We start from the raw sequence: 22,415 nt of genomic DNA, 5'->3' as shown, positions 1-22,415 counted from the left end.
TTCTGTCAGAGGAGAGACGCGGGGCGTTTCACCCCGCGCCGGTCAGGATCAGCCAGGATCAGCGCGCGTTATAGCCCGACAGGATCGCAGCCCCCTCGTCACCGGCCTGAGCCTGCCATTCCTTGGTCATGGTCTCGCCGATCTCGCGCAGTTCGCGGGCCAATGTCTCGGAGGGCTGCGAGACCTGCATGCCGTTCTCCTTGAGGGCGGCGATCTTTTCCTCGGTCTCGGCCATCGACATTTCCCAGCCGCGCAGTTCCGCCTCGGCCGAAGCCTCGATCAGCGACTGCTGCTGATCGGCGCTCAATGCCTCGAACGCGCGGGTGTTGACGAAGACCATGTTCTTGGGCAGCCAGGCCTGCGTGTCGATATAATGGCTTACGAAATCCCAAGCCTGTGACGAGACACCGGTGGAGGGCGAGGTGATCATCGCCTCGACCCGCGAGGTGGAAAAGGCGGTGGGGATATCGCCTGCCTCGACCGTGGTCGGCACAGCGCCCATCAGGTGCGCCAGACGCTCGGTCGCGGTGTTGTAGGCGCGAAAGCTGACGCCCTGCATTTCCGAGATCGAGTCGATTTCCTCGGTCAGGTAGAGGCTTTGGCCCGGCCACGGCACGGCAAAGAGCAGGGTCAGCCCCTGATCGGCCAGCTTGGCCGCGATCTGATTGCGCGAGGCGGCCCAGAGTTTCGAGGCATCCTCATAGCTTGCCGCGAGGAACGGCACCGAATCGACGCCGAAGACCGCGTCTTCGTTGGCCAGCTGTGACATCAGGATCTCGCCGATGGGCGCAAGGCCCCGGCGCACCGAGTCGCGGATTTCCGGATGGGCATAAAGCGAGCCCGCCGAATGCACGGTGATGGTCAACTCGCCCTCGGTCGCGCTTGCGACATCATCGGCGAATTGCATGATATTCTGGGTGTGAAACACCGAATCGCCATATGGTGTCGGCATGTCCCATGCGGTCTGTGCCTGCGCGGCCCCAAAGCTCATGGCGAAGGCCGTCGACAGGGCCAGTGTGTTGAAATGTTTCATGGTCGTCTCCCTGGGTTTTGTTTTGAATTGGCGCCGGGTGTTGTCCCGGTTCTGAGGAAAGCCTGACCGGTCACTTGCAATTTGTCAACAAATTGTCATTGTGTCGCGGCAAGTTGAGCCCAACACGCGGAATCTCCGGGATTTCTGGACCGGGTGGATTGCGCACTCCTCTCGTCTCATCAGCCCGGTGGACGGGCGCGGCCGTGATCACGCCCACGGCGGGCGGCTTCCGCGCGGGCTGGACAAGGCCTTTGCAAAGGCCTTGTGACGCGCTTTGCAAAGCGCGTGAAAGCGGCGTCGACGCCGCTTTGGAAGCCGTTTGCAAACGGCTTCCCGCCTCGCCTCAGCGATAGGCGGTGGCGGCCATCGTGGCGACGCCATCGGTTTCGCGGCGCACCCGCAGGCTCAGCCCCTCGTCGCTCTCGCGCGCCTCGATCGCGACCGGCAGGTTGCAGATCAGCGGCGAGAGGCCGCGATAGGTGAACCGTGCGGGCAGGTGTCCCATGAGATGCGTGGCGAGGTTCATCATCCACACCGCCTGCATCGGGCCATGCACGACAAGGCCCTCATACCCCTCGACCCCCGTCGCGTAGGGGTGATCGTAATGGATGCGGTGGCCGTTGAAGGTAAGCGCAGAGAAGCGGAAGAGCAGCGTCGGGTCGGGGGTGATGTGCCACGCCGTGGCCCCCGGCCAGTCCTCGGCGCGCTCCGGCGCGCGGGCCTCGCCGGGCTTGGGGTCTTCGCGGTAGACGATGTCCTGCCGTTCGGATATCCGCGCCTCGCCGGAGACCTTGTAGCTATGGCGCTGCGTGACGAAGCCCAGCTTGCCGCTGCGCCCCTCCTTGAACGACACATCCTTGATCAGTGTCTCGCGGGTCACCAGATCACCGGGCGCGAAAGGCGCGTGAAACTCCAGTTCGCCCCCCGCCCACATCCGGCGCGGCAGGGGCAGCGCGGGCAGGAAGAGGCCGGTTTTCGGGTGGCAATCGCGGCCCAGCTTGTCCGGTGCCACAGCATCCGGCGCAAGACACCAATGCAGGCCCACCGGCACCTCGGCCCGGGCGAGATACCCGTCGAGCATCGCGCGATATTGCGTGATCAGACGCTCCGACATCGGCTCTGACCGCGCGTAGCCCCAGCCGATCCAGTCGTTGTAATCGCTCATCTCACACCCCCCGTCCCGACCCGTAGGATTTGGGCAGATCCAGTACCTGCTCCGCGATGTAGCACAGGATCAGGTTGGTCGAGATCGGCGCGATCTGGTAGAGCCGCGCCTCGCGCCACTTGCGCTCCACGTCGTATTCCTCGGCAAAGGCAAAGCCGCCATGGGTCTGCATGCAGGCCTCGCCTGCTTCCCAACTTGCCTCGGAGGCCAAGAGCTTGGCGGTATTGGCCTCGACGCCGGGGTTGTCGCCTGCGTCATACATCGCCGCCGCGCGGTAGACGATGGCTTCGGCCGCCATCAGATGCGCCTGCGCGCGGGCCAACGGAAACTGCACGCCCTGATTGGCGCCGATGGCCTCGCCGAACACCGCGCGGTCACGGGCATAGTCCGACCCGGTTTTCAGGAACCACTTGGCGTCACCGATGCATTCGGCGGCGATCAGGATACGCTCGGAATTCATGCCCGAGAGGATATAGCGAAAGCCCTTGCCTTCCTCGCCGATCAGGCTGTCCGCCGGGATGCGCAGGTTGTCGAAGAACACCTCGGTCGTGGCGTGGTTGATCATCGTGCGGATCGGGCGGATTTCCACGCCGTTGCCGATCTTGTCCCGCAGATCAACGAGGAACACCGAGAGGCCATCGGTTTTCGATTCGGCCTGATCACGCGGCGTGGTGCGTGCCAGCAGGATCATTAGGTCGGAATGCGCGACCCGCGAGGTCCAGATTTTCTGACCGTTGATGACATACTCATCGCCGTCGCGCCGCGCCGTGGTCTTGAGCGCGAGCGTATCGGTGCCGCTGGTGGGTTCGGTCACGCCGAACGCCTGCAGGCGCAGCGTGCCGTCGGCGATGCCCGGCAGATAGGCGGCCTTTTGCGCCTCGGACCCGTGCCGCAGCAGCGTGCCCATCGTATACATCTGCGCATGACAGGCGGCCGCATTACAGCCAGAGCGGTGGATTTCCTCGAGGATCACCGAAGCCGCCGTCAGGTTCAGTCCCGATCCGCCATATTCCTCCGGGATCATCGCCGCGAGATAGCCCTCGCGGATAAGCGCATCGACAAACTCTTTTGGATAGGCCCGCCGCGCATCCAGATCGCGCCAATAGGCCCCGGGAAACCCCGCGCAGACCTGCGCCACGCCATCGCGAATGTCGGCATGTTCCGCCGTCGGATCAAAAGACGTCATTCGAGCCCCTTCCTTCTCTTGCCGCCCCTGATTGGCAGGTTTTGACGGGTAATGGAATATTCACAACGGGGTTTTCCATTCCGCCCGCCCTGGGGCATGGTGCGCGCGACCCGATCCATCAAGGAGGCCCCCATGCGCACCGACCTTTCCGGTCTTCTCGTCGTCTCGCTCGAACAGGCGGTCGCCGCCCCCTATGCGTCCTCCCGTCTCGCCGAGGCGGGAGCGCGGGTGATCAAGGTGGAGCGCCCCGAGGGCGATTTCGCACGCGGCTATGACAGCCTTGTGCATGGTGAGAGCGCCTATTTCGTCTGGCTCAACCGGGGCAAGGAATCAGTCTGTCTCGACCTGCGTGACGAAGAAGATCGCGCCCTGATGGAGCGGATGCTGGCCCACGCGGATATCTTCATCCAGAACCTCGCGCCGGGCGCCATCGACCGGCTGGGCTTTGCCCCCGACCGGCTGCGCGCCGAGTATCCGCGCCTCATTACCGTGTCGATCTCGGGCTACGGCGAAGAGGGGCCGCTTGCGGATCTCAAGGCCTATGATCTGCTGGTGCAGGCCGAAACCGGGCTGTCGTCGATCACCGGAAACGCGGCGGGCCCGGCGCGCACCGGCGTGTCGGTCTGCGATATCGCGGCGGGCATGACCGCCTATCAGGCGGTGCTGGAGGCGCTGATCGGGCGCGCCACCACCGGCGCGGGGCGGCATATCGCGGTATCGCTCTTTCATGCGCTCAGCGACTGGATGAACGTTCCTTTCCTGCAATACGCCTATGGCGGCAAGGTGCCGCCGCGTGCGGGGCTGAACCATCCCACCATCGCGCCCTATGGTGTCTACGAGGGCAGCGACGGCAAATCGGTGCTGATCTCGATCCAGAACGAGCGGGAATGGGCCATGTTCTGCGAGACGATCCTCGGGGATGCGGCACTTGCCCGCGATCCGCGCTTTGACAGCAATTCGAACCGTGTCGCCAATCGCGCCGCGCTCGACGCGGTGCTGCGTCCGGTCTTTGCCGGTGAGACCCGCGACGCGATGGCCGACCGGTTGCGCGCCGCGCGCATCGCCTATGGCCGGGTGAGCGAGATGGAGGACGTGGTGAACCACCCGCAGAACCGCTATGTCACCGTCGAGACGCCTAGCGGCCCGGTGCGGATGCTGGCCCCCGGCGCGCTGATCGACAACACCCCGGCCACGCCCGGCCCGGTGCCCGGTCTGGGGGCGCATACGGGCGCGCTGCGCGACGAATTCGGAGAGGCGTGAGGCGATGGACACAGGCGAGAGGATCACGGCGATCCTGAAGGACGCGGGCGCGCGCGACGTGCTCGATATCGGCTGTGGGCGAGGCGCGCTTGCCCGGCGTCTGATCGGCGAGGGCCTTGCCGTGACCGGCATCGACCCGGCACCCGACGCCATCGCGGCAGCGCAAGAGAGCGTGCCCGAGGCACAGTTCGCGGTTGCCGGGGCAGAGGACCTGCCGTTTGATCCGGGCCGTTTCGATGCCTGCGTGTTTCTCAATTCCCTGCATCACGTGCCGGTGCCGATGATGGGCCGCGCGCTGCACGAGGCGCTGCGGGTCTTGCGCCCCGCCGGTGAGGTGATCGTCGTGGAGCCGCTGGCCGAGGGGCCATTCTTCGAGGTGATGCGCCCGGTGGAGGACGAGACCGACATTCGCCGCGCCGCCATGGCCGCGATTGATGCGCTGTATGCCTCGAGCGCGGCCTCCGGACCGGCCCCGATTACATGGACCCGGCCCACGCCGGTCGCCGACACCGAAGCGTTCATCGACACCCTCGCGCGCGTCGACCCCGCCCGCCGCGCGGTGGCCGAGGCGCAGCGCGAGAGGCTTGCCGATCTCTTGGCACACCACGCGACGGACGGCCCCGAAGGCCCTGAACTGCACCAACCCCTGCGCCTCTGGAGATTGCGGCCCGCCTGACCACCTCGGCAAATTGGCTCTGGATTGATATGTCTTTTTGTGCTTTTTTTCCCGACGAGGGGAGAAAACGCACGTGTTCAGCTTTGGCGACATCATGGCAGAGGCGCTCGGCCTGATCCTGACATGGGATCGGGACCTGAGCGAGATCGTCGCGCTATCGTTGCGCGTGACGCTGACGGCGGTGGCGGTCGCCTGCCTGATCGGCCTGCCCTTGGGCGCAATCGTGGGCGCGTTCCGCTTTCCCGGGCGCGGCGTGGCGACGGTGCTGCTCAACGCGCTGATGGGGCTGCCGCCGGTGGTGGTGGGGCTTTTCGTCTACCTGATGCTGTCGAATGCCGGACCGCTGGGCGTGCTCGGTCTGCTCTACACCCCTACGGCGATGATCATCGCGCAGACCATTCTGGTGACCCCCATCGTGGCGGCGCTGACGAAACAGGTGGTCGAGGACCTGCACGGCGAATATGCCGAGCAATTCGCCTCGTTCGGCCTGACGGCGCGTGAACGCGTGTCTGCGCTGTTGTGGGATGCGCGCTACAGCCTGTTGACGGTGGCACTTGCCGGCTTTGGCCGCGCGGTGGCCGAGGTGGGTGCGGTGCTGATCGTTGGTGGCAATATCAACCACGTGACGCGGGTGATGACCACAACCATCGCGCTCGAGACCTCCAAGGGCAATCTCGAACTGGCACTGGCACTCGGTGTGCTGCTTCTGGCGTTGGCGGTGATCGTCAACGCGCTTGTCATGGCGCTCCGGGCCTCGGCGGTGCGGGCGGCCTATGCGTGACACGGTGATGGATATCCTTACCGAGCGCCCCGTGACGGCGAAACCGCTGCTGGAGGCGCGGGGCTTGCGCTTTGCGGCGGGCGGGCAGACCCTTATCCACGGCATTGACTTGGAGATTGAGCCGGGCAAGCGCACGCTTGTGATGGGCGCGAATGGCAGCGGCAAGAGCCTGCTATTGCGGCTGCTGCACGGGTTGCTGACGCCCTCTGCGGGTCAGGTTCTGTGGCGCGGCCATGCCCCCGACCGCGCCGCGCGCCGTGCGCAGGCGATGGTGTTTCAGCGCCCCGTCATGCTGCGCCGCTCGGTGCTGGCCAATCTGAATTTCGCGCTGAAGGTCCACGGGCTTGCAGGCCGCGCCCGCGCCGACCGGGCGAACGAGGCGCTCGAGATGGCGCGGCTGACCGATCTCGCGACGCATCCCGCGCGGGTGCTGTCGGGCGGCGAGCAGCAGCGCCTTGCAGTCGCGCGCGCGCTGGTGTGCGAGCCGGACTTGCTGTTCCTTGACGAGCCGACCAGCAGTCTCGATCCGGCCTCGACCCAGATGATCGAGGAACTGGTCAACGCCGCCCACAAACGCGGCGTGACCATCGTGATGGTCACCCATGACATGGGTCAGGCCCGGCGCATGGGCGACGAGGTGATCTTTCTCCATGCCGGGCGCGTCGCGGAACGCGGCTCGCTCGACCAGGTTCTGGGCGCACCGCGCTCGGAGGCCGCCCGCGCCTGGACGCAGGGGCGGCTCTACACTGCAACCGACCACTAACCCCAAACCAAAACGGAGCACGCAATGTTCAGACGTCACCTTCTTTCGCTTGCCCTCGGCGCGACACTGGCCCTCGGGACCGGTGCGGCACAGGCGCAGGACGAGTTCATCGTGGTGCAATCCACCACCTCGACGCAGAATTCGGGCCTGTTCGATCACATCCTGCCGATGTTTCAGGACGAGACCGGCATCGAGGTGCGGGTCGTGGCCGTGGGCACGGGCCAAGCGATCAAGAATGCCGCCAATGGCGATGGCGACGTGCTCTTTGTCCATGCCAAACCCGCCGAAGAGAAATTCGTGGCTGAGGGGCATGGCGTCAGCCGCGCGGATGTGATGTATAACGATTTCGTCATCGTCGGCCCGCCCGCCGACCCCGCAGGCGTTGCGGAGATGAGCGACGTGGTTGCGGCCCTGACCAAGATCTCAGATGCCGAAGCCCCCTTTGCCTCGCGCGGCGATGACAGCGGCACCAACAAGGCCGAGTTGCGCCTGTGGAAAGAGGCCGGGATCGACGCGCAGGCGGCCTCGGGCGGCTGGTATCGCGAGACGGGATCGGGCATGGGCGCGACGCTCAACACCGGGACGGCGATGGACGCCTATATCATGACCGACCGCGCCACCTGGATCGCCTATGGCAACAAGGGCGAGTACCAGATCGCGGTCGAGGGCGACCCCAAGATGTTCAACCAGTATGGCATCATCCTCGTGAACCCCGAGAAGCATGAAAGCGTCAAGGCCGAGGCCGGGCAGGCGTTTATCGACTGGGTGCTCTCGGATGAGGGGCAGGCCGCCATCGCGGGCTACAAGGTCGATGGCCAGCAGCTGTTCTTCCCCAACGCCGGGGGCTGATCCTGATCCATCGGGTTGCGCGCAAAAGCCGTTTGCAAACGGCTTACAAAGCGGCGTCCACGCCGCTTTCACGCGCTTTGCAAAGCGCGTGGGAAGGCCCTTGCAAGGGCCTTCTCCGACCTCAGGGCGACAGCCAGCGCACCTGCCCCATCGGGGTGAGATCATAACCGCCAAGCGCCGCAGCCTTGGCTACCATCGTGTCGGAGCGCATGAAGGCGACAAGGCGCTGCACGGGGTCGGTGAAATAGATCCGCCGGTCGATCAGAAAATCAAACCGTTCCTGCAACAGCGGGCGAAAGGTGAGGCGGAACTGACGCGCCATGGATTCGATGCCGAGCGTCGCCTCGGCCTCGCCCGCCGCCACCGCCGCCGCCGCGTCGCTTTCGGTATGGGCGGGGCTGGTGGGCGTGAGGATGTCACCGGGGGCCAGCCCGGCCTCGCGCATCAGGCGATCAAAGAGCGCCGTGGTGCCGGCCCCCTCCTGCCGCAGGATCACCCGCCGCCCGCGCAGATCGCCAAAATCACGCACCATGTCCGCCACCGAGGGCGTCAGGATCAGGCCGCGTTCCCGTGCCGCCCAGCCGATCAGCACCGCGTCGCGCAGCCCCGCCGCCTCAAGCGCGGCGATGTTCCAGCCGTCGGCATCGGGGATGTGCAGCCCGGCAAGGCCCGCGCGCCCCTCGGCGAAGCCTGCCAGACCGTCAAAGCTTCCATTCCAGAGGGTCGCCAGACCGGCCCCGCTTTCGCGCAGGGCCCAGTCGAGCAGCGGATCATGCGAGCCGGTCACCAGATCCGGGCGCATGGACGGGCGCAGCGCGCCCTCGCCCTCGATCCAGGCGGTGAGTTCGCCTTGCGGAAAGAGCAGCTTGCCGGTGATCTTGCGATGCGGAATTTCGCCTGTCGCCACCATGTCATAGACCTTGCGCTCGCGCACGCGGAGCAGGTCGGCGACTTCCTTGGTGGTCAGATAGGCGGGGTCCATCGGCTCTCCGGATCGCTGCGGCAGTGCCTTGTTCCTAGCCCATTCCAAGCCGGAAATCAGCAGGAAAGCGTACTCAGAGCCGGTTGACCGGCAGTTTCAGCATCGGGTTGCCGTCACGGTCGCGCGGCACTTCGCCTGCTCGCATGTTCACCTGCAAGGACGGCAGGATCAGCCGGGGCATGTTGAGCTGCGCGTCGCGTTCGGTGCGGAAGCGCACGAATTCCTCGCGGGTCTTGCCGTCGCCGACGTGTATGTTGTTGGCCTTCTCCTCGGCGACCGTCGTCTCCCACGCGATATCGCGGCCACCCGGTCCGTAGTCGTGGCACATGAAGAGACGCATGGCATCGGGCAGGCTCAGGACCCGTCGGATGCTGTCGTAAAGCTCACCCGCATCGCCGCCCGGGAAATCGGCGCGCGCCGAGCCGCCATCGGGCATGAAGAGCGTATCGCCGACAAACGCCGCATCGCCCATCACATGCACCATGCAGGCGGGGGTATGGCCCGGTGTGTGGATGGCAAAGCACTGCATGCTGCCCACGGTGTAGCTGTCGCCATCCTTGAAAAGCCGGTCGAATTGCGACCCGTCGCGCTGAAACTCGGTGCCCTCGTTGAAGATCTTGCCGAAGACATCCTGCACGATCATGATCTTTTCGCCGATCCCGATCTTGCCGCCAAGACGCTCCTGAATGTAGGGCGCGGCACTCAGGTGATCGGCATGCACATGGGTCTCGATGATCCATTCGAGGCTCAGCCCCTCGTGCTCGATATGGGCGATCATCGCGTCGGCATGATCGTAGGTGATGCGCCCGGCGGCCATGTCGATATCCATCACGCTATCGACCACCGCGCAGGCGTTGGAGCCCGGGTCCTTCACCACGTAGCTGATCGTGTTGGTGGCCGCGTCGAAGAACGCCTCGACCTGCGGATGCAACTCCATGTTCACCGGGTTGTCGCTCATGCCATGGCCTTCCGTCCTGCCTGTTTCGCCTGAACGAGGCGCGCCACCCACAGCCCGACGAGCAAGGCGGCGACAAAGCCCACGACCTCGACCTTGCCCGAGCCGAGCGCCGGCACGGCGGCACCGGGACAGAACCCGGCAATGCCCCAACCGATGCCGAAGACCGCAGAGCCGCCGACGAGGCGCGCGTCTATATCGCGGGCCGTGGGCAGTTGGAACCTCTCTTCGATGGCAGGTTTATCACGTCGCAGCACGACGCGATAGCCGATGAAGGTGGTCACCAGCGCGCCGCCCATCACGAAGATCAGGCTCGGGTCCCATGTTCCGGCGATGTCGAAGAAATTGAGCACCTTGGCCGGGTTGATCATGCCGGATATGGCGATCCCCACGCCAAAGATCAGGCCGACGACGAAAGCGGACAGCAAGCGCATCTCTCAGCCCCCCATCACGTGACGAATGACATAGACGATGATCCCGCAGGTGATCATGAAGGTCAGCGTGGCGACCATCGAGCGGGGCGAGAGCCGCGCGTTGCCGCAAACCCCGTGCCCCGAGGTGCAGCCCGAGCCATAGGTCACGCCGATGCCCACGATGAACCCGCCGACCGCAATCATCGGCCAGCTCACGGGCACATCGACGGCAGGCATCTGCCCGGTCACCGCCAGCACCAGCAAGGGCCCCGCGATCATCCCCGCGACCATCGCCGCGCGCCATCCCTTGTCGCCGGGCGCGGTGCCTGTCACGAGACCCGAGAGAATGCCCGTGGCCCCCATCACGCGGCCTTGCAGGAACATCAGCAAGACCGCCGATGCCCCGATCAACACGCCCCCCGCCAGTGACATGAGCGGGGTGAATTCCGTCTCGAACCCTGTCATTTGTCGTCTTCCTTCATCCGTCATGGGAGCGCCTGAGGGCGCGCCGATACATATTCATGACTGAATATATGAAAGAGCTGTCGTTTTTTACAGGGCTAATCCAGCGTCCACAGAAACGTGACCGCGCAGCGCCTAGCCTTCGGATTGTGCCGCGCGCATCGTGCCGCGCGTGATTGCCACGATGGCAATCACCGTCAGCGTCCAGAAGAACCACGTGATCGGCCCGCGCAGCAGGATCTCGGGGCTGCCGCCTGACATCAGCATGGATTGGCGGAAATTATCCTCGAGCAGCGGCCCGAGGATGAAGGCGATGAGGAAGGGCGCGGCGGGGATGTGATAGCGCGACATCACGAAGCCGACCCAGCCCATCACGAACATCACGCCGACGTCGAAGATGTTGTTGTTGACCGCAAACACCCCGTAGATGCACAGCACCAGCACCATCGGCATCAGGATGCGCTTGGGGATATCCGCCACGGGCCGGAAGCCGCGAATGGCCAGCCCGCCGACGACGAAGAGAATCCCCGACGACAGGATCAGGCCGATGAAGAGGCCGTAGATGATATCGACGTTGAGCACGAACATCATCGGCCCCGGTTGCAGCCCGTGCACCATGAACGCCCCGATGATGATCGCGGTGATCACGTCCCCCGGCACGCCCAGCGCCAGAAGCGGGATGAGCGTCGCCCCCGCCACGCCGTTGTTGCCCGCCTCAGAGGCCGCGACGCCCTCGATCTCGCCCTTGCCGAAATTGGCCTTGTTGGGCGATTTGCGCCGCGCCTCGGAATAGCTGAGGAACGCCGCAGGCGCCGCGCCGATACCGGGGATGGAGCCGAGGAACACGCCGATGAAACTGCCCCGGATGATCGAACGGAAACAGCGTTTGTATTCCGCGAAGGTGACCCATTTGCTGCCCAGCTTCTGCACCTTGCCCATGTGGCCGGTGGGGTGCCAGACCATGTTGATGACCTCGGGGATCGCGAAAAGGCCGATCAGCACGGCGATGAAATTCAGCCCGCCCATCAGGTTCGGATCGCCGAAGGTAAAGCGGTTGGTGCCATAGACCAGATCGAGGCCGATGGTGGCGAGCAAAAGCCCCAATAGCGCCGAGAGCGCGCCGCGCAGCAGGCTCTCGCCCGAGACACCGGCGATGATTGTCAATGAGAACAGGATCAGCGCGAAGAATTCCGGAGGGCCGAAACTGAGCGCGAAGGAGGCAAGGAACCCGGCAAAGAAGATCAGTGCCAGATTCGAGACGAAATCCGCCGTGCAGGACGCCCAGAGCGCCATGCCCAGCGCGCGCCCCGCCTCGCCCCGTTCGGCCATCGGGTGGCCGTCGAGGATCGTGGCAGATGAGGCGGGCGTGCCCGGCGTCTTGATCAGAATCGCCGGGATCGAGCCGCCGAAAATGCCGCCCTTGTAGACGCCCAGCAGCAGCAGGATGCCGTTGATCGGCTGCATCGGAAAGGTGAAGGGCAGCGCCAGCGCCACCGCCATGGTCGCCGAAATGCCGGGGATCGCGCCGCCCACCACGCCGATCACCACGCCGATGGCCAGTGACAGGAACGCCTCCCAGTTGCCGACAAGGGCCAGCCCCGCCATCACGCTGTCAATCAGACTCATGGCAGTCTCACCAGTTCACCCTGCGGGATGGCAACGCTCGCCACATGCGCGAAGAAGGCATAAAGCACCAGCGGCACCACGATTGCACAGATGAAGGCCGTCGCCGGGTGGCGCGTCTTGACCAGAAAGGCGAGCGCAACGAAGGCCAGCATCGAGGTCCAGACCATGCCGAGCCAGGGCATGACCCAGAAGGTCGCCATCATCAGCACCGCCATTGCAGCGAGGCGCATCATGCCTTGGCGGGGATCGTCAATCGGCTCGTTCACCGGATCGCCGCCGCCCAGTCGCTGCCGCCCCGTCAGCACAAGCGCCAGTCCGATCAGCCCCGTCAGCCCGCCGAGAATATAGGGCCAGAACAGCGGTGACAGCACGATATTGCGCACATTGCTGGGCGACGAAACCCAGTACGGAATGGCGTAGAGGATGAGAAAAAGGGCCGCGATGATGGCCCCGATGCCAAGCTGCACCTGCATTGCCCGATGGCTCACACCTGACCCTCCCCGATCAGATAACGGCTTTATTGCCCGGGCGCAGGACAGCCGCGCCCGGGAGTTTTGTCAATCGGGCCTCAGCCTTCGATCCGCATGCCAAGCTTGTCGACCAGCGTGCGGAAGGTCTCGTATTGGGTCTCGATGAAGTCGTTTGCCTCTTCCGGGCTCATCACCTCGATCACCGAGCCGCGTGCCGTCATCTGCTCGACGAATTTCTCGTTTCCGGCCGCCTCGGCCATCCACTCGCCCCATTTGGCGGCCACGTCATCGGGCAGGTCATCCGGCCCGGCAATCCCGGTCCAGCCGACCAGCTGGGTGAGATCGGATTTTCCAAGCGAACTCGCCGAGGGGGCGTCAAAGCCCGGCACCGGATCATCCGTGGTGACCATGAGCGGCTTCAACTGGCCATTGGCCACGAAACTCGCCAGCGCGGAGGTGTTGGTGCACAGGAACGTCGCCGTGCCGTTGAGCACCGCCGTCGCTGCGGCACCGCCGCCCTTTTGCGGGATATGCGTGGCCTTTTCCAGCGGGTCCTTGACGCCGAACTCGTCCAGCACGAAGACCGCCGCCAGATGCAGCATCGAGCCCACACCCGACGAGCTGTAGCTGGTGCCCTCGCTCTCGGTCAGGCTGACCAGATCCTCCATGCTCTCGATACCGGAGTCGGGCCGCACGGCACAGGCCACCGGGTTGATCTCGTAGACCGTGACAAAGCGGTAATCGTCGAGCGTATAGGGCAGTGTGGCCTTCATCGCCGGGTTCACCGAATGGGACCCCACCCGCGCGAACAGCATGGTGTAGCCGTCGGGCTTGGCATTCTGCACCGCGACCGAGCCGGTGGCCCCGCCTGCGCCGGTGATGTTCGACATGACCAGCGTGCCCCCCACTGCCGTGCCCAGCGGCTCGGCGATGGTGCGCGCGGAAATGTCGGTGGCGCCGCCCGCGCCATAGGGAATGATCATGTTGATCGGGCGTTCGGGATATTCGGCCAGCGCGGGTGCCGCCGCCAGCCCCAGACCCATGGCGCAAAACGCGCCCAGATGTCTCAGTTTCATTCTGTCCTCCTCCTCTGTCGGGGCGTTGCGGCGCGGGTCGTGATCGCGGATTGCAACGCCTGCCGGTTCAGGTGTAACTTTAAGCCAACCTTAATATAAGCAATATTCCGTTACAGCTTGGGTTAGTAAAGCTTACGGTAAAGGCAGGCCATGTCAATCCGACGCCTACGCACCCTGATCGCGGTGGACGAGCACAAGACCTTCAGCGCCGCCGCCGATGCGGTATTCGTGACCCATGCCGCCGTCAGCCAGCAAATGCGCAGCCTTGAGGAGGAATGGGGGCTGGCCCTCTTCGACCGCTCGCGGCGCACGCCGGAACTTACCCCGGCGGGGCGGGCTCTCGTGGCCCGGGCACGCGAGATCGTGCGCGCCTATGACGGCATTGTGCCGTCGGTTCTGGGCGATGAGGGGTTTCAGGGCGAAATCTCGCTCGGCGCGGTGCCGATAACGCTGACCGGCCTGACGCCCCTGTCGGTGCGCCTGTTGAAACAGAGCTTTCCCGACCTGCATGTGCGCATCGTGCCCGGCATGACGACCGGGCTGATCGCCGAGGTCGAGCGCGGCGCACTCGATTGTGCGGTGCTGTCGCGGCAAGGCCCGCTGCCGCCCGAGATCGACCATGCCGACATCGCCCGCGAACCGATGGAGCTTTTGGCCCCCGAGGACACCATAGGCGACGATGTGCGCACCCTTCTGACGCAACACCCTTTCATCCGCTTCAGCCGCGACGCGGTGGTGGGCGGGCTGATCGACGGCTGGCTGCGCGACAGCGGGATCGCGGTCAACGTGACGATGGAATTACAGGGGCTGGAGGCGATCTCCAGCATGGTTCTGGCGGGGCTCGGCGTCTCGATCGTGCCGTCGCGCTGCGTGCGCGGCGCAAACCCCCTGCCCCTGCGCCGCCTGCCCCTGCCCGAGGGCGCGCCCATCCGCCAACTGACCCTTGCGCATCGCCGCGACAATCCCCGCATCCGGGTCATTCAGGAGATCCACACCGCCCTGCTCGGCGCGGTCGGGATCGGAGCCTTCACACCGGCCCCGGCGGGCGCCCCCGCATGACGCCCGAGATCGCGCTGTATGTCGCTGCGGGGGCCCTTGCGGGCGGGCTGATCAACGGGCTGGCGGGCTTTGGCACCGCGCTTTTCGCGCTCGGGTTTTTCCTCAACGTGATGCCACCGGTGCAGGCGGTGGCGGTGGTCGTCGTGCTCTCGGCGCTCACCGGTCTGCAGGGGCTCTGGATCGTGCGCCATGCCATCGGGGCCAACACGCGCCGCCTGACACGGTTCCTGCTGCCCGGAATCATGGGGATACCCCTGGGCGTGCTGGCGCTATCGGTGCTGGACGCGCGCAGCCTGAAACTGGGGGTCGCCGGGTTTTTGATCCTCTATGGCGGCTATTTCAGCCTGCGCACGCATCTGCCCCGCTTTGAGCGCCCGACACCGGTCTGGGACATGATCGTGGGCTTCTCGGGCGGGGTGCTGGGCGGTGCCGCCTCGCTCTCGGGGGCGCTGCCGATGATGTGGTGCGCCCTGCGCCCCTGGCCCAAGGCCGAGACGCGCGCCGTGCTGCAACCCTTCAACGTGACCGTTCTGGCGCTCACGGCCGCCGCTCTCGCGGTGAAGGGCGCCTACACCCGCGAGACGCTGATCTACCTCGCGCTGGCCCTGCCGCTCTCGGTCATCGCCGCGCAACTCGGCATCGCGATCTTCAAGCGCCTGCCGGATGCAGCCTTCCGGCGGCTCCTGATTGCCATGACCTTCATTTCCGGCGCAGTGCTTCTGGCGCGCGAACTGGTTTGAGCGAGAACGCCCTTGCAAGGGCGTTCCACCGCGATTTCGAAATCGCGGGGAAAGCCGTTTGCAAACGGCTTTCTAGCCGATCACCTCGTCGGAGCGGTCATCGGTTTCGCCATAGCGTTTGAGCGTCGCCGGGCGGGTGCCTTCATAGACCCGGTCAAGGTTTTGCACGATCTTGGCATTCTCGCGCTCGAAGAGGCAATTGCCGTCCAGATCAGACGCCACGATGAACGGCCCCATCTTTTTGCAGCGGATGACCCACATCGCCTGCGCGAGGCCCAACTCGTCGCGCCAATGCACCGCCTCGACCGTCTCGATCCCGCGCCCGAGCAAAGCGCCGGTGCCATAGCCCACGGTCGACAGGTAAATCGCGCCGTTCGGCACGAAGTATTCCTTGTAGTCCTTCGAGGACATGCCCCCCTTGCCGATGATCAGCCGCGCGCCGGTCTTTTCCATCCATTCCGGCAGCCATTTGGCAAATCGGAACGACGCCGTCGCCGTCACCGCGCCCATGTCGAAACTGCCGTCAGAGCGGATTGCGGCGGCAGGTGAGCAATGGAAATTCGCCGCACTCTCGCCCGGCAATTCCATCGGGATATTCGCCTGCTCCTCCAGCGCCCGCTTATAAACGCCTTCGCGCGCGGTGTAGAGCAGACCATCGAGATAGACGATATCGCCGAGGCGTAGTTCGGCCAGCGCCTCGGGCGTCGGCGTGGTGCTGAGGCGGATTTCGCGGGGTTTGGTCATTCGGCAGCCTCCTGCGCGCTGCCCGGCCATTCGACCGTCTCGCGCCGCTGATAGGGGGTGAACCAGTCGGGATCAGTGCGATACTCCACCCGGCCGTCCGCGTAGACCCGCGCCACCGCGCGGCGCGACGAGAGGCAAAAGGCATGCACCGACATCTGCATGCCCCCGGTGTGGCAATAGCCGACCTCGATGTTGCAATCGACGACCATGTTCTTGCCGACAAACCCCATCGCGCCCATCCCGATGGAGTTGCCCAGATCCTTGAACTCGCGCTCCAGCGCCGCGATCTTTGGGTCCGGGTTTTCGCTGCCCACCACGCGCAGGCAGGCGGCGCGCTTGCCCAGAACCATGCAGGTGTCCTTGGAGCCGCCGAGGCCAATGCCGATGATCGCCGGCTGACAGGCCAGCCCGCGCTTGCCGAAGGCCACGAGGCTGTCGAGATAGAACCGCTTGATCCCCTCGATCCCGTCGGAGGGAAAGAGCATCCGGTAATCGGTGCCAAAAAGCCCGCCCTTGTGCACGGTGATGAGGTCGATCCACTCGCCCCCCGGCTCGTAGCCATATTCGATTTCGGGCGCGCCGATGCCGACGTTGTTGTTGTGATCGGTGCGCCAGAGCGGATGCACCCGGTTGGGCCGCAGCGGCACGCCGTCGGTCGCCTGCGCCGTGGCCCGGCGCAGCGCGGCTTCGAGCGCAACCGGCCCGCCCTCGATCTGCGTCTCGTTGCCCATCTTGACGTACCAGCGCGGACAGCCGGTATCGCCGCACATCGCGCGCCGATCCTCCTTGGCGGCCTTGTAATTCTCCAGCATCGCTTGCAGGACGAAAGACGACAGATCGCCATCCTCGGTCTCGGCCGCGTGTTGCAGCCCGGTCAGGTAATCGTCGGGGATCTCGATCGCCGCCTTGTCCATCAGCGTTCCGGCGGTTTTCTCGATCACATCAATCGGTATCATTGTGCTGCCACCAGTGTTTCGGGTGCGCCGTCGGGCATGATCGTCTCGCCCGGGCGCACAAGGGTGAATTGAACCGGGTCGCGGCGCACATCGAGCGTCTCGCCCATCTGCGTGACCACGGTGAAGTAGGACGCATCGAGATCGCCCGTCTCGGGGAAATCCTCGCGGTAATGCGCCCCGCGCGAGTTTTCGCGGGCCAATGCGGCCAGCGTGATCGCCTCAGATATATCACAAAGCGAGCGCAGATTCAGCCAGTCATGCCAGGTGAGGTTGAAGGCGAGGTCATCGCCCGCGACGCCCACCTCCATCAACTCGGTTGAGATCCCGGCGATACGGGTCAGCCCGCGCTCCATGCCGGGCGCGTTGCGCATCACGCCCACATCTTCCCACATCGCCTCTTGCAGGGCGTGGCGCATCGGCTGCACGAGGCCGGGGGTGCGGCTGAGCGGTTGCAAGGCGCGGGCCACTTCGGCCTGCAACGCCTCCGGGCAGGGGTCGCGCAGCGCGCCCATGGCGCGGATATCCGCGCCCATCACATCGCCCGCCACCCCGCCATAGACGGTGGAATTGGCCACACCATTGCCGCCCAACCGGTTGGAACCATGCGCGCCGCCCGCGTCCTCTCCGGCCACATACAGCCCCTCCATCGCCGTGCGCGTGTCGGCGTCCACCACCACCCCGCCCATGAAGTAATGCGCGGTCGGCACCACCTCGACGAGGCCGCCTGCGAGGTCGAACCCGCTATCGGCGCAGCGCTTGACCATGCCGGGGAACTTGGCGCGCACATGGTCGGGGCCGAGATGCGACATCGAAATGAACACGCCGCCATTATCCGTCGTGTTGTTCTTGCGCATCTCGGCATAGATCGCGCGGCTGACCACGTCACGGGTGGCACGTTCGCCCTTGGGGTCATAGTCAAACATGAAGCGGTTTTCGGCCCCGTTGAGCAGCTGCCCACCCGCGCCGCGCAAGCCCTCCTCCAGCACCGTGCCAGTCATTCTTGTATGGTCCCCGGCCAGCAGCCCGGTGGGATGAAACTGCACCATTTCCATGTCGCGGAGTTCCAGCCCCGCGCGCATCGCCATGGCAAGCCCGTCCATCGTCTTGTCGCCCGACGGTGTGTTGTACTTGTACATGGTCGGGCCGCCGCCGGTGGCCATCAGCACCGTCTTGGCCCTGACAAGACGAAAGCCCCCGCTGCGCATGTCGATAAATAGCACACCCGCCAGCGCGCTGCCGTCTGGCGTCGGAATGAGGCCGATGGCGCGGTGTTCCTGTAGCTTGTCCACTGGCCGCGCCAGAACCTGCTCCATCAAACGGCTGATGATCTCGATGCCGGTCAGGTCGCCCTTGTGCACGGTGCGGTCGGCGGTCTGCCCGGCAAAGGCCTTTTGATGCAGGGTGCCGTCGGGGTTGCGGTCGAAATAGCAGCCGATCTCGTTTTCCAGCTCGTGGATGCGCACCACCGCCTGTTCGCACAGCTTCCACGCCATGTCCTGATTGGGCAGCCATTTGCCGCCCTGAATCGTGTCCATGAAATGCCGTTCGACCGTGTCACCACCGCCAAGCGCGACGTTATAGCCGCCCTGCACCATCCGGGTGCAGCCGCTTTTGCCGATGAGGCCCTTGACGGCGATGGTGATCCGCGTGCCCTCAGGTGCGGATTGCTGCGCGTGGAGAGCGGCGAAGAGGCCCGCGCCCCCGGTGCCGATGATCAGGATATCGGTATCGTGCCGGTCGATATGCGCCATCAGATCGCCCTCAGGAAGAATGTGCCGGACAGGAACAGCGCCGCGCCGATGGCTGCGGCGGCGTAGGTCTTGTGCCGGTCGGACCACGGCAGGAATTCCAGCGCCAAGAGGCGCAGACCGCCGCCCATGTGAACCGCCAGCAGGAAGACGAGGCCGAACTCGGCAAGCTTCACCAGCGGGTGTTCGGCGAAGGCAAGGAAGCCGTTGAGGGTGGCGGGTGACGTGACCGCTTGGGACAGAAGCCACAGATGCACCGGCAGGAAAAGCGCCAGCGCCAGCCCCGAGAGGCGGTGCAGCAGGAAGGCGAGCCACAGGGGGTGAGAGCGGGGCGGTTGTTTCATGGCAGCGTCACCGCGAGAACCGCCCGCGCGCCCAAGGCCAGTAGCCCCGCGCCCACGGCCCACATCAGCCCGTCGAGCGTGCGCCCCTTTTGCCCGCCCCATTCATGCGCGATGACGCGCAGACCGATGGCGGCGTGGACAGAGACGGCGATCACAAAGCTGCCGTAGAACAGGAACCACAGCAGGCTGCCTTGCGTGCGGCCGAGGATTTCGGCGGTGGAGAGGCCCCCCTGAATGGCGTAGATCATCACCGCGATATGCCCCAGAACGAGCGGCACCATCACCAGCGCGCTCAGCCGTTGCGCCATGTAGAGCCGCAGATCAAGCATCGCGCTTGCGCCCCCACGCGGCGCGCACCGTCTCGCGCTTCAGCCCCGCAATCGCGCGCATCGGGTTGAGATCATTGGGACAATACTGCGCACAACTGCCCATGGAATGGCAGTTGTGACAGCCGCCCTTGCCCGACACCGCCGCGAGGATGCCGTCGCGATCCGCGTCGCGGCTGTCGTTGAGCAGGGTCCAGGCGCGTTGCAGCGCGGCAGGACCGAGATAGTCGGGATTGCCCGCCACCGTATCGCAGGCCGCATAGCAGATGCCGCAATTGATGCATTCGATCCCCAGATCGGCCTCGGCGCGGGCGGGCTCTTGCGAGGTGACAGGGTCGAACGCGTCGTCGCGCCCGGCGGAGGGATGCAGGCGCGCCTCGGCGGCCACCCATTTGTCGAAGAACGGGTCCATGTCGGCGGCGAGATCCTTGATCACCGGCAGGTTCCGCAGCGGCGCGATGTCGAGCTCGCCGTCGGCGGCGACCTTCTTTACATGCGTGCGGCAGGTCCAGCGCGGCACGCCGTTGACCATCATCGCACAAGAGCCGCACATGCCGACCCGACAGGCGAAGCGATAGCTGAGCGTTGGATCCGCCATCTGCTGAATCCATGTCACCACGTCCAGAACCGTCTGATTTTCATAGGCGGGCACGTCGAAGGTTTCGCGCCGAAGCGCCGCTGCCGTGCCGCGCTGCACTGTGACGCGCAAGGTGTCGGGCGTGGTGGTCACATGTCCCCCCGGACGGTTGGATTGGATGTGACCTTGGTTATAAATATCAGCGCAGCTAACAAAAAGGAATTAATTCTAATGTTTTTTGTTAGTTCGGCTTTCAATAAAAGGGGCCGATCACCGACCGGCCCCTCGTCTTTATTGCGCCGGATTCACCTCGAATCCGACCGAGGAATACCATTCGGCAACGGCGCGGATCTCGTCATTGGTCATCTCGGCGGCAATCCCGCTCATCACGTCATGCGTGCGCTTGCCGGTGCGGAACGCCTTGAGCTGCGTGTCGATATACATCACCGTCTCACCCGCCAGATTTGGCGCGTCCTCGATCTGTGCGATGCCATCCGCACCGTGGCAGGCGATGCAGGCCTCGGGCGCGTTGGCCGGGTCCTGTCCCGGGCCAAGCGTCGCCACCGGTTCCTGCGCGCTGTACCACGCCGCGAGATCGGCGATCGCCTGATCGCTGAGGCCGCGCGCCACCACACTCATCATCTCGTGCACGCGCTGGCCGTCGCGAAAGGCGGTCAGCTGATGCTCGATATAGGACGGGTTCTCACCGCCGATATGCGGCACGATGGGCATTTTCGCGTGCCCCTCGATGCCGTGACAGGTGCGGCATTGCATGGCCAGCTTGCGCCCGGCCTGAGCATCGCCCGTCACCTCCTGGGCATAGGACATCTGGGCGAGGAAAACCCCGCCCAGTGCCAGCAACATCATCTGTCGCATCAATTGCCCTCGTAGGAGATCCGGTAGAGCGCGCCGGCCAGATCATCGGACACGAGGATCGAGCCGTCGCGCAGCTGCGCCACATCGACCGGACGCCCGAGATATTCACCATCCTCGGTCAGCCAGCCTGTCGCAAAGGGCTCCATCGTGGCGTTGCCCTCATCGTCGATGAAGGTCACCATCACCCGCGCACCCACCGGCTCGGTGCGGTTCCACGATCCGTGCTGCGCCGAGAAGATCGCGTTCTTGTACTTGGCCGGGAACTGGCTGCCGGTATAGAAGGCCATGCCAAGATCGGCGGCATGGGCCACCGTTTCGACGGCGGGCATCACCACATCGACGGGCACCTCTTCGCCCTTGTATTCGTTGGTGCGCACATCACCGCCGCCAAACCAAGGGTGGCCGAAATGCTGACCCATCTCGGTCTGACGGTTCAATTCGCCGGGCGGAATGTCATCACCCATCCCGTCGACCTGATTGTCGGTCCACCACAACTCGCCGGTCTCGGGGTGGAAATCGTGGCCGACCGAGTTGCGCACGCCGTAGGTATAGACCTCGCGGCCCGTGCCGTCGGTATTCATTCGGATGATGCCGCCGATGCCCCATTTCGTGTTGATGTCGAGGTTTTCCTTGGGCGCCACGTTGAACGGCTGGCCGAGCGAGATGTAGATCTTGCCATCCGGCCCGATATCGCAGACCCGCGCGGTGTGGTTGAAGCTTTCCTGCTCTTCCGGAATCAAATCGCCCTTGGCCACCAGATTGAACGCCGCCACGTCGGGGCTTTCATAAAAGAACTCGGCGGCGGGGAAGAGCAGAACGCGATTCTGCTCGGCGATATAGAGAAACCCGTCGGGCGAGAAGCAGGGGCCGTTGGGGATCGAGAATTGCAGCGAAGGGGCGAAATCCTTGACCTCGTCGGCGACGCGATCCTTGTTGCGGTCGGTGACCGACCAGACCTTGTCCTTGCGGGTGCCGACGAAGGTCACGATGCCTTGCGGCCCCACGGCCATATGGCGCGCATCGGGCACCACGGCATAAAGCTCGATCTTGAAGCCGTCGGGCAGGGTGACCCTGTCGAGCGTGGCCTTGATCCCCTCGGCATAGTCGCCGCCCTGCTCGATGAAGGTGAAGTCGGTGACGCCGGTGGTCTGGAAATTCGACAGCTTGTCGAGATTGTCCGGTACGTTTGCCGCCTGACCCTGCGCCAGACCGGCGGTAAGGGCGAGCGTTGCGATGGATGACAGCAGATGTTTCATATGGTTCCTCCCAGATACGTCTGTATGTCCGGCCGCCGGATTACCGGCGGACCGATCTTCGGCATGTGACATCACGATGCCGAAGTGGCGCG

General features: G+C 65.0%; 25 protein-coding genes. 7 read left to right on the top strand and 18 right to left on the bottom strand.

What is annotated here, in order from left to right:
• Positions 1 to 58: 58 nt before the first annotated feature.
• From PVU19_RS02980 to PVU19_RS02970, 3 genes are all read right to left on the bottom strand, one after another.
• Complete coding sequence (locus PVU19_RS02980) at positions 59 to 1,033, bottom strand: TRAP transporter substrate-binding protein (RefSeq protein WP_050662385.1); 975 nt, start codon at positions 1,031 to 1,033, stop codon at positions 59 to 61.
• Between the two features lie 343 nt (positions 1,034 to 1,376).
• Entirely contained in the window at positions 1,377 to 2,198 is an 822-nt protein-coding gene (locus PVU19_RS02975) for an HTD2 family dehydratase (RefSeq protein ID WP_050662932.1), read from the bottom strand.
• 1 nt (position 2,199) lies between these two features.
• Positions 2,200 to 3,384 (bottom strand): acyl-CoA dehydrogenase family protein, encoded by a 1,185-nt coding sequence (locus PVU19_RS02970; protein ID WP_050662933.1) that lies wholly within the window; start codon positions 3,382 to 3,384, stop codon positions 2,200 to 2,202.
• Between the two features lie 132 nt (positions 3,385 to 3,516).
• Here PVU19_RS02970 and PVU19_RS02965 point away from each other — a divergent pair, with 132 nt between their 5' ends.
• The 5 genes from PVU19_RS02965 (at position 3,517) to PVU19_RS02945 (ending at position 7,713) form a co-directional block, all read left to right on the top strand.
• Positions 3,517 to 4,644 carry a CaiB/BaiF CoA transferase family protein gene (locus PVU19_RS02965; RefSeq protein ID WP_050662972.1) on the top strand — a complete coding sequence of 376 codons (1,128 nt, stop codon included), beginning with the start codon at positions 3,517 to 3,519 and terminating at the stop codon, positions 4,642 to 4,644.
• Between the two features lie 4 nt (positions 4,645 to 4,648).
• Positions 4,649 to 5,320 (top strand): class I SAM-dependent methyltransferase, encoded by a 672-nt coding sequence (locus PVU19_RS02960; RefSeq protein WP_050662934.1) that lies wholly within the window; start codon positions 4,649 to 4,651, stop codon positions 5,318 to 5,320.
• Between the two features lie 73 nt (positions 5,321 to 5,393).
• The gene (locus PVU19_RS02955) at positions 5,394 to 6,101 is read left to right on the top strand and encodes an ABC transporter permease (protein WP_082237620.1); all 708 of its coding nucleotides are present in this window, start codon (positions 5,394 to 5,396) and stop codon (positions 6,099 to 6,101) included.
• A gap of 7 nt (positions 6,102 to 6,108) precedes the next feature.
• The gene (locus tag PVU19_RS02950; protein WP_050662974.1) at positions 6,109 to 6,864 is read left to right on the top strand and encodes an ATP-binding cassette domain-containing protein; all 756 of its coding nucleotides are present in this window, start codon (positions 6,109 to 6,111) and stop codon (positions 6,862 to 6,864) included.
• A gap of 24 nt (positions 6,865 to 6,888) precedes the next feature.
• A complete protein-coding gene (locus PVU19_RS02945) occupies positions 6,889 to 7,713 on the top strand; it encodes an ABC transporter substrate-binding protein (protein ID WP_050662935.1) in 825 nt (274 codons plus the stop codon).
• A gap of 121 nt (positions 7,714 to 7,834) precedes the next feature.
• Here PVU19_RS02945 and PVU19_RS02940 read toward each other — a convergent pair whose 3' ends face one another.
• The 7 genes from PVU19_RS02940 to PVU19_RS02910 form a co-directional block, all read right to left on the bottom strand.
• Positions 7,835 to 8,695, bottom strand: coding sequence for a helix-turn-helix transcriptional regulator (locus tag PVU19_RS02940; protein WP_050662936.1), 861 nt, complete (start codon positions 8,693 to 8,695; stop codon positions 7,835 to 7,837).
• Between the two features lie 73 nt (positions 8,696 to 8,768).
• Entirely contained in the window at positions 8,769 to 9,653 is an 885-nt protein-coding gene (locus PVU19_RS02935; protein ID WP_050662937.1) for an MBL fold metallo-hydrolase, read from the bottom strand.
• Positions 9,650 to 10,084, bottom strand: coding sequence for a DUF6691 family protein (locus PVU19_RS02930; RefSeq protein ID WP_050662938.1), 435 nt, complete (start codon positions 10,082 to 10,084; stop codon positions 9,650 to 9,652). The genes PVU19_RS02935 and PVU19_RS02930 overlap by 4 nt, the downstream gene beginning before the upstream one ends.
• A 3-nt stretch (positions 10,085 to 10,087) precedes the next feature.
• The gene (locus PVU19_RS02925; RefSeq protein WP_050662939.1) at positions 10,088 to 10,528 is read right to left on the bottom strand and encodes a YeeE/YedE family protein; all 441 of its coding nucleotides are present in this window, start codon (positions 10,526 to 10,528) and stop codon (positions 10,088 to 10,090) included.
• Between the two features lie 132 nt (positions 10,529 to 10,660).
• Entirely contained in the window at positions 10,661 to 12,151 is a 1,491-nt protein-coding gene (locus PVU19_RS02920; protein WP_050662940.1) for a tripartite tricarboxylate transporter permease, read from the bottom strand.
• Positions 12,148 to 12,639 (bottom strand): tripartite tricarboxylate transporter TctB family protein, encoded by a 492-nt coding sequence (locus PVU19_RS02915; protein WP_050662941.1) that lies wholly within the window; start codon positions 12,637 to 12,639, stop codon positions 12,148 to 12,150. The genes PVU19_RS02920 and PVU19_RS02915 overlap by 4 nt, the downstream gene beginning before the upstream one ends.
• Positions 12,640 to 12,719: 80 nt before the next feature.
• Positions 12,720 to 13,697, bottom strand: a complete 978-nt coding sequence (locus PVU19_RS02910) for a tripartite tricarboxylate transporter substrate binding protein (RefSeq protein ID WP_050662942.1) — start codon at positions 13,695 to 13,697, stop codon at positions 12,720 to 12,722.
• Between the two features lie 150 nt (positions 13,698 to 13,847).
• On the opposite strand from PVU19_RS02910, the gene PVU19_RS02905 reads away from it, so the two are divergent.
• Both PVU19_RS02905 and PVU19_RS02900 read left to right on the top strand, forming a co-directional pair.
• Positions 13,848 to 14,756, top strand: a complete 909-nt coding sequence (locus PVU19_RS02905) for a LysR family transcriptional regulator (protein ID WP_050662943.1) — start codon at positions 13,848 to 13,850, stop codon at positions 14,754 to 14,756.
• Complete coding sequence (locus PVU19_RS02900) at positions 14,753 to 15,496, top strand: sulfite exporter TauE/SafE family protein (protein ID WP_050662944.1); 744 nt, start codon at positions 14,753 to 14,755, stop codon at positions 15,494 to 15,496. The genes PVU19_RS02905 and PVU19_RS02900 overlap by 4 nt, the downstream gene beginning before the upstream one ends.
• A 72-nt stretch (positions 15,497 to 15,568) precedes the next feature.
• Here the strand turns inward: PVU19_RS02900 and PVU19_RS02895 are convergent, their stop codons facing one another.
• The 8 genes from PVU19_RS02895 to PVU19_RS02860 form a co-directional block, all read right to left on the bottom strand.
• On the bottom strand, positions 15,569 to 16,240 hold the full coding sequence (locus PVU19_RS02895) for a fumarate hydratase C-terminal domain-containing protein (RefSeq protein WP_050662945.1): 672 nt from the start codon (positions 16,238 to 16,240) through the stop codon (positions 15,569 to 15,571).
• Positions 16,237 to 17,196, bottom strand: a complete 960-nt coding sequence (locus tag PVU19_RS02890) for a fumarate hydratase (protein ID WP_050662946.1) — start codon at positions 17,194 to 17,196, stop codon at positions 16,237 to 16,239. The genes PVU19_RS02895 and PVU19_RS02890 overlap by 4 nt, the downstream gene beginning before the upstream one ends.
• A complete protein-coding gene (locus tag PVU19_RS02885; RefSeq protein ID WP_050662947.1) occupies positions 17,193 to 18,947 on the bottom strand; it encodes an L-aspartate oxidase in 1,755 nt (584 codons plus the stop codon). The genes PVU19_RS02890 and PVU19_RS02885 overlap by 4 nt, the downstream gene beginning before the upstream one ends.
• Positions 18,947 to 19,288, bottom strand: a complete 342-nt coding sequence (sdhC, locus tag PVU19_RS02880; RefSeq protein ID WP_050662948.1) for a succinate dehydrogenase, cytochrome b556 subunit — start codon at positions 19,286 to 19,288, stop codon at positions 18,947 to 18,949. Before sdhC ends, PVU19_RS02885 begins: the two co-directional genes overlap by 1 nt.
• On the bottom strand, positions 19,285 to 19,617 hold the full coding sequence (locus PVU19_RS02875; RefSeq protein ID WP_050662949.1) for a succinate dehydrogenase: 333 nt from the start codon (positions 19,615 to 19,617) through the stop codon (positions 19,285 to 19,287). Before PVU19_RS02875 ends, sdhC begins: the two co-directional genes overlap by 4 nt.
• Positions 19,610 to 20,344 (bottom strand): succinate dehydrogenase/fumarate reductase iron-sulfur subunit, encoded by a 735-nt coding sequence (locus PVU19_RS02870; RefSeq protein ID WP_050662950.1) that lies wholly within the window; start codon positions 20,342 to 20,344, stop codon positions 19,610 to 19,612. Before PVU19_RS02870 ends, PVU19_RS02875 begins: the two co-directional genes overlap by 8 nt.
• Positions 20,345 to 20,482: 138 nt before the next feature.
• A complete protein-coding gene (locus PVU19_RS02865) occupies positions 20,483 to 21,067 on the bottom strand; it encodes a c-type cytochrome (protein ID WP_050662951.1) in 585 nt (194 codons plus the stop codon).
• Positions 21,067 to 22,323, bottom strand: coding sequence for a PQQ-dependent sugar dehydrogenase (locus tag PVU19_RS02860; RefSeq protein ID WP_050662952.1), 1,257 nt, complete (start codon positions 22,321 to 22,323; stop codon positions 21,067 to 21,069). The genes PVU19_RS02865 and PVU19_RS02860 overlap by 1 nt, the downstream gene beginning before the upstream one ends.
• Positions 22,324 to 22,415: the final 92 nt, after the last annotated feature.

Source organism: Roseovarius tolerans (genome assembly GCF_028885395.1).
Lineage (GTDB): Bacteria > Pseudomonadota > Alphaproteobacteria > Rhodobacterales > Rhodobacteraceae > Roseovarius > Roseovarius tolerans.
The sequence above is the reverse complement of the archived record's forward strand: the minus strand, read 5'-3'. Positions and strand labels throughout refer to the sequence as shown.

Excerpts from the sequence above, each read along its gene's own strand:
- PVU19_RS02980 (WP_050662385.1), bottom strand. The coding sequence starts at position 1,033 with ATGAAACATTTCAACACACTGGCCCTGTCGACGGCCTTCGCCATGAGC.
- PVU19_RS02975 (WP_050662932.1), bottom strand. The coding sequence starts at position 2,198 with ATGAGCGATTACAACGACTGGATCGGCTGGGGCTACGCGCGGTCAGAG.
- PVU19_RS02970 (WP_050662933.1), bottom strand. The coding sequence starts at position 3,384 with ATGACGTCTTTTGATCCGACGGCGGAACATGCCGACATTCGCGATGGC.
- PVU19_RS02965 (WP_050662972.1), top strand. The coding sequence starts at position 3,517 with ATGCGCACCGACCTTTCCGGTCTTCTCGTCGTCTCGCTCGAACAGGCG.
- PVU19_RS02960 (WP_050662934.1), top strand. The coding sequence starts at position 4,649 with ATGGACACAGGCGAGAGGATCACGGCGATCCTGAAGGACGCGGGCGCG.
- PVU19_RS02950 (WP_050662974.1), top strand. The coding sequence starts at position 6,109 with ATGGATATCCTTACCGAGCGCCCCGTGACGGCGAAACCGCTGCTGGAG.
- PVU19_RS02945 (WP_050662935.1), top strand. The coding sequence starts at position 6,889 with ATGTTCAGACGTCACCTTCTTTCGCTTGCCCTCGGCGCGACACTGGCC.
- PVU19_RS02940 (WP_050662936.1), bottom strand. The coding sequence starts at position 8,695 with ATGGACCCCGCCTATCTGACCACCAAGGAAGTCGCCGACCTGCTCCGC.
- PVU19_RS02935 (WP_050662937.1), bottom strand. The coding sequence starts at position 9,653 with ATGAGCGACAACCCGGTGAACATGGAGTTGCATCCGCAGGTCGAGGCG.
- PVU19_RS02930 (WP_050662938.1), bottom strand. The coding sequence starts at position 10,084 with ATGCGCTTGCTGTCCGCTTTCGTCGTCGGCCTGATCTTTGGCGTGGGG.
- PVU19_RS02925 (WP_050662939.1), bottom strand. The coding sequence starts at position 10,528 with ATGACAGGGTTCGAGACGGAATTCACCCCGCTCATGTCACTGGCGGGG.
- PVU19_RS02920 (WP_050662940.1), bottom strand. The coding sequence starts at position 12,151 with ATGAGTCTGATTGACAGCGTGATGGCGGGGCTGGCCCTTGTCGGCAAC.
- PVU19_RS02910 (WP_050662942.1), bottom strand. The coding sequence starts at position 13,697 with ATGAAACTGAGACATCTGGGCGCGTTTTGCGCCATGGGTCTGGGGCTG.
- PVU19_RS02905 (WP_050662943.1), top strand. The coding sequence starts at position 13,848 with ATGTCAATCCGACGCCTACGCACCCTGATCGCGGTGGACGAGCACAAG.
- PVU19_RS02900 (WP_050662944.1), top strand. The coding sequence starts at position 14,753 with ATGACGCCCGAGATCGCGCTGTATGTCGCTGCGGGGGCCCTTGCGGGC.
- PVU19_RS02895 (WP_050662945.1), bottom strand. The coding sequence starts at position 16,240 with ATGACCAAACCCCGCGAAATCCGCCTCAGCACCACGCCGACGCCCGAG.
- PVU19_RS02890 (WP_050662946.1), bottom strand. The coding sequence starts at position 17,196 with ATGATACCGATTGATGTGATCGAGAAAACCGCCGGAACGCTGATGGAC.
- PVU19_RS02885 (WP_050662947.1), bottom strand. The coding sequence starts at position 18,947 with ATGGCGCATATCGACCGGCACGATACCGATATCCTGATCATCGGCACC.
- sdhC (WP_050662948.1), bottom strand. The coding sequence starts at position 19,288 with ATGAAACAACCGCCCCGCTCTCACCCCCTGTGGCTCGCCTTCCTGCTG.
- PVU19_RS02875 (WP_050662949.1), bottom strand. The coding sequence starts at position 19,617 with ATGCTTGATCTGCGGCTCTACATGGCGCAACGGCTGAGCGCGCTGGTG.
- PVU19_RS02865 (WP_050662951.1), bottom strand. The coding sequence starts at position 21,067 with ATGCGACAGATGATGTTGCTGGCACTGGGCGGGGTTTTCCTCGCCCAG.
- PVU19_RS02860 (WP_050662952.1), bottom strand. The coding sequence starts at position 22,323 with ATGAAACATCTGCTGTCATCCATCGCAACGCTCGCCCTTACCGCCGGT.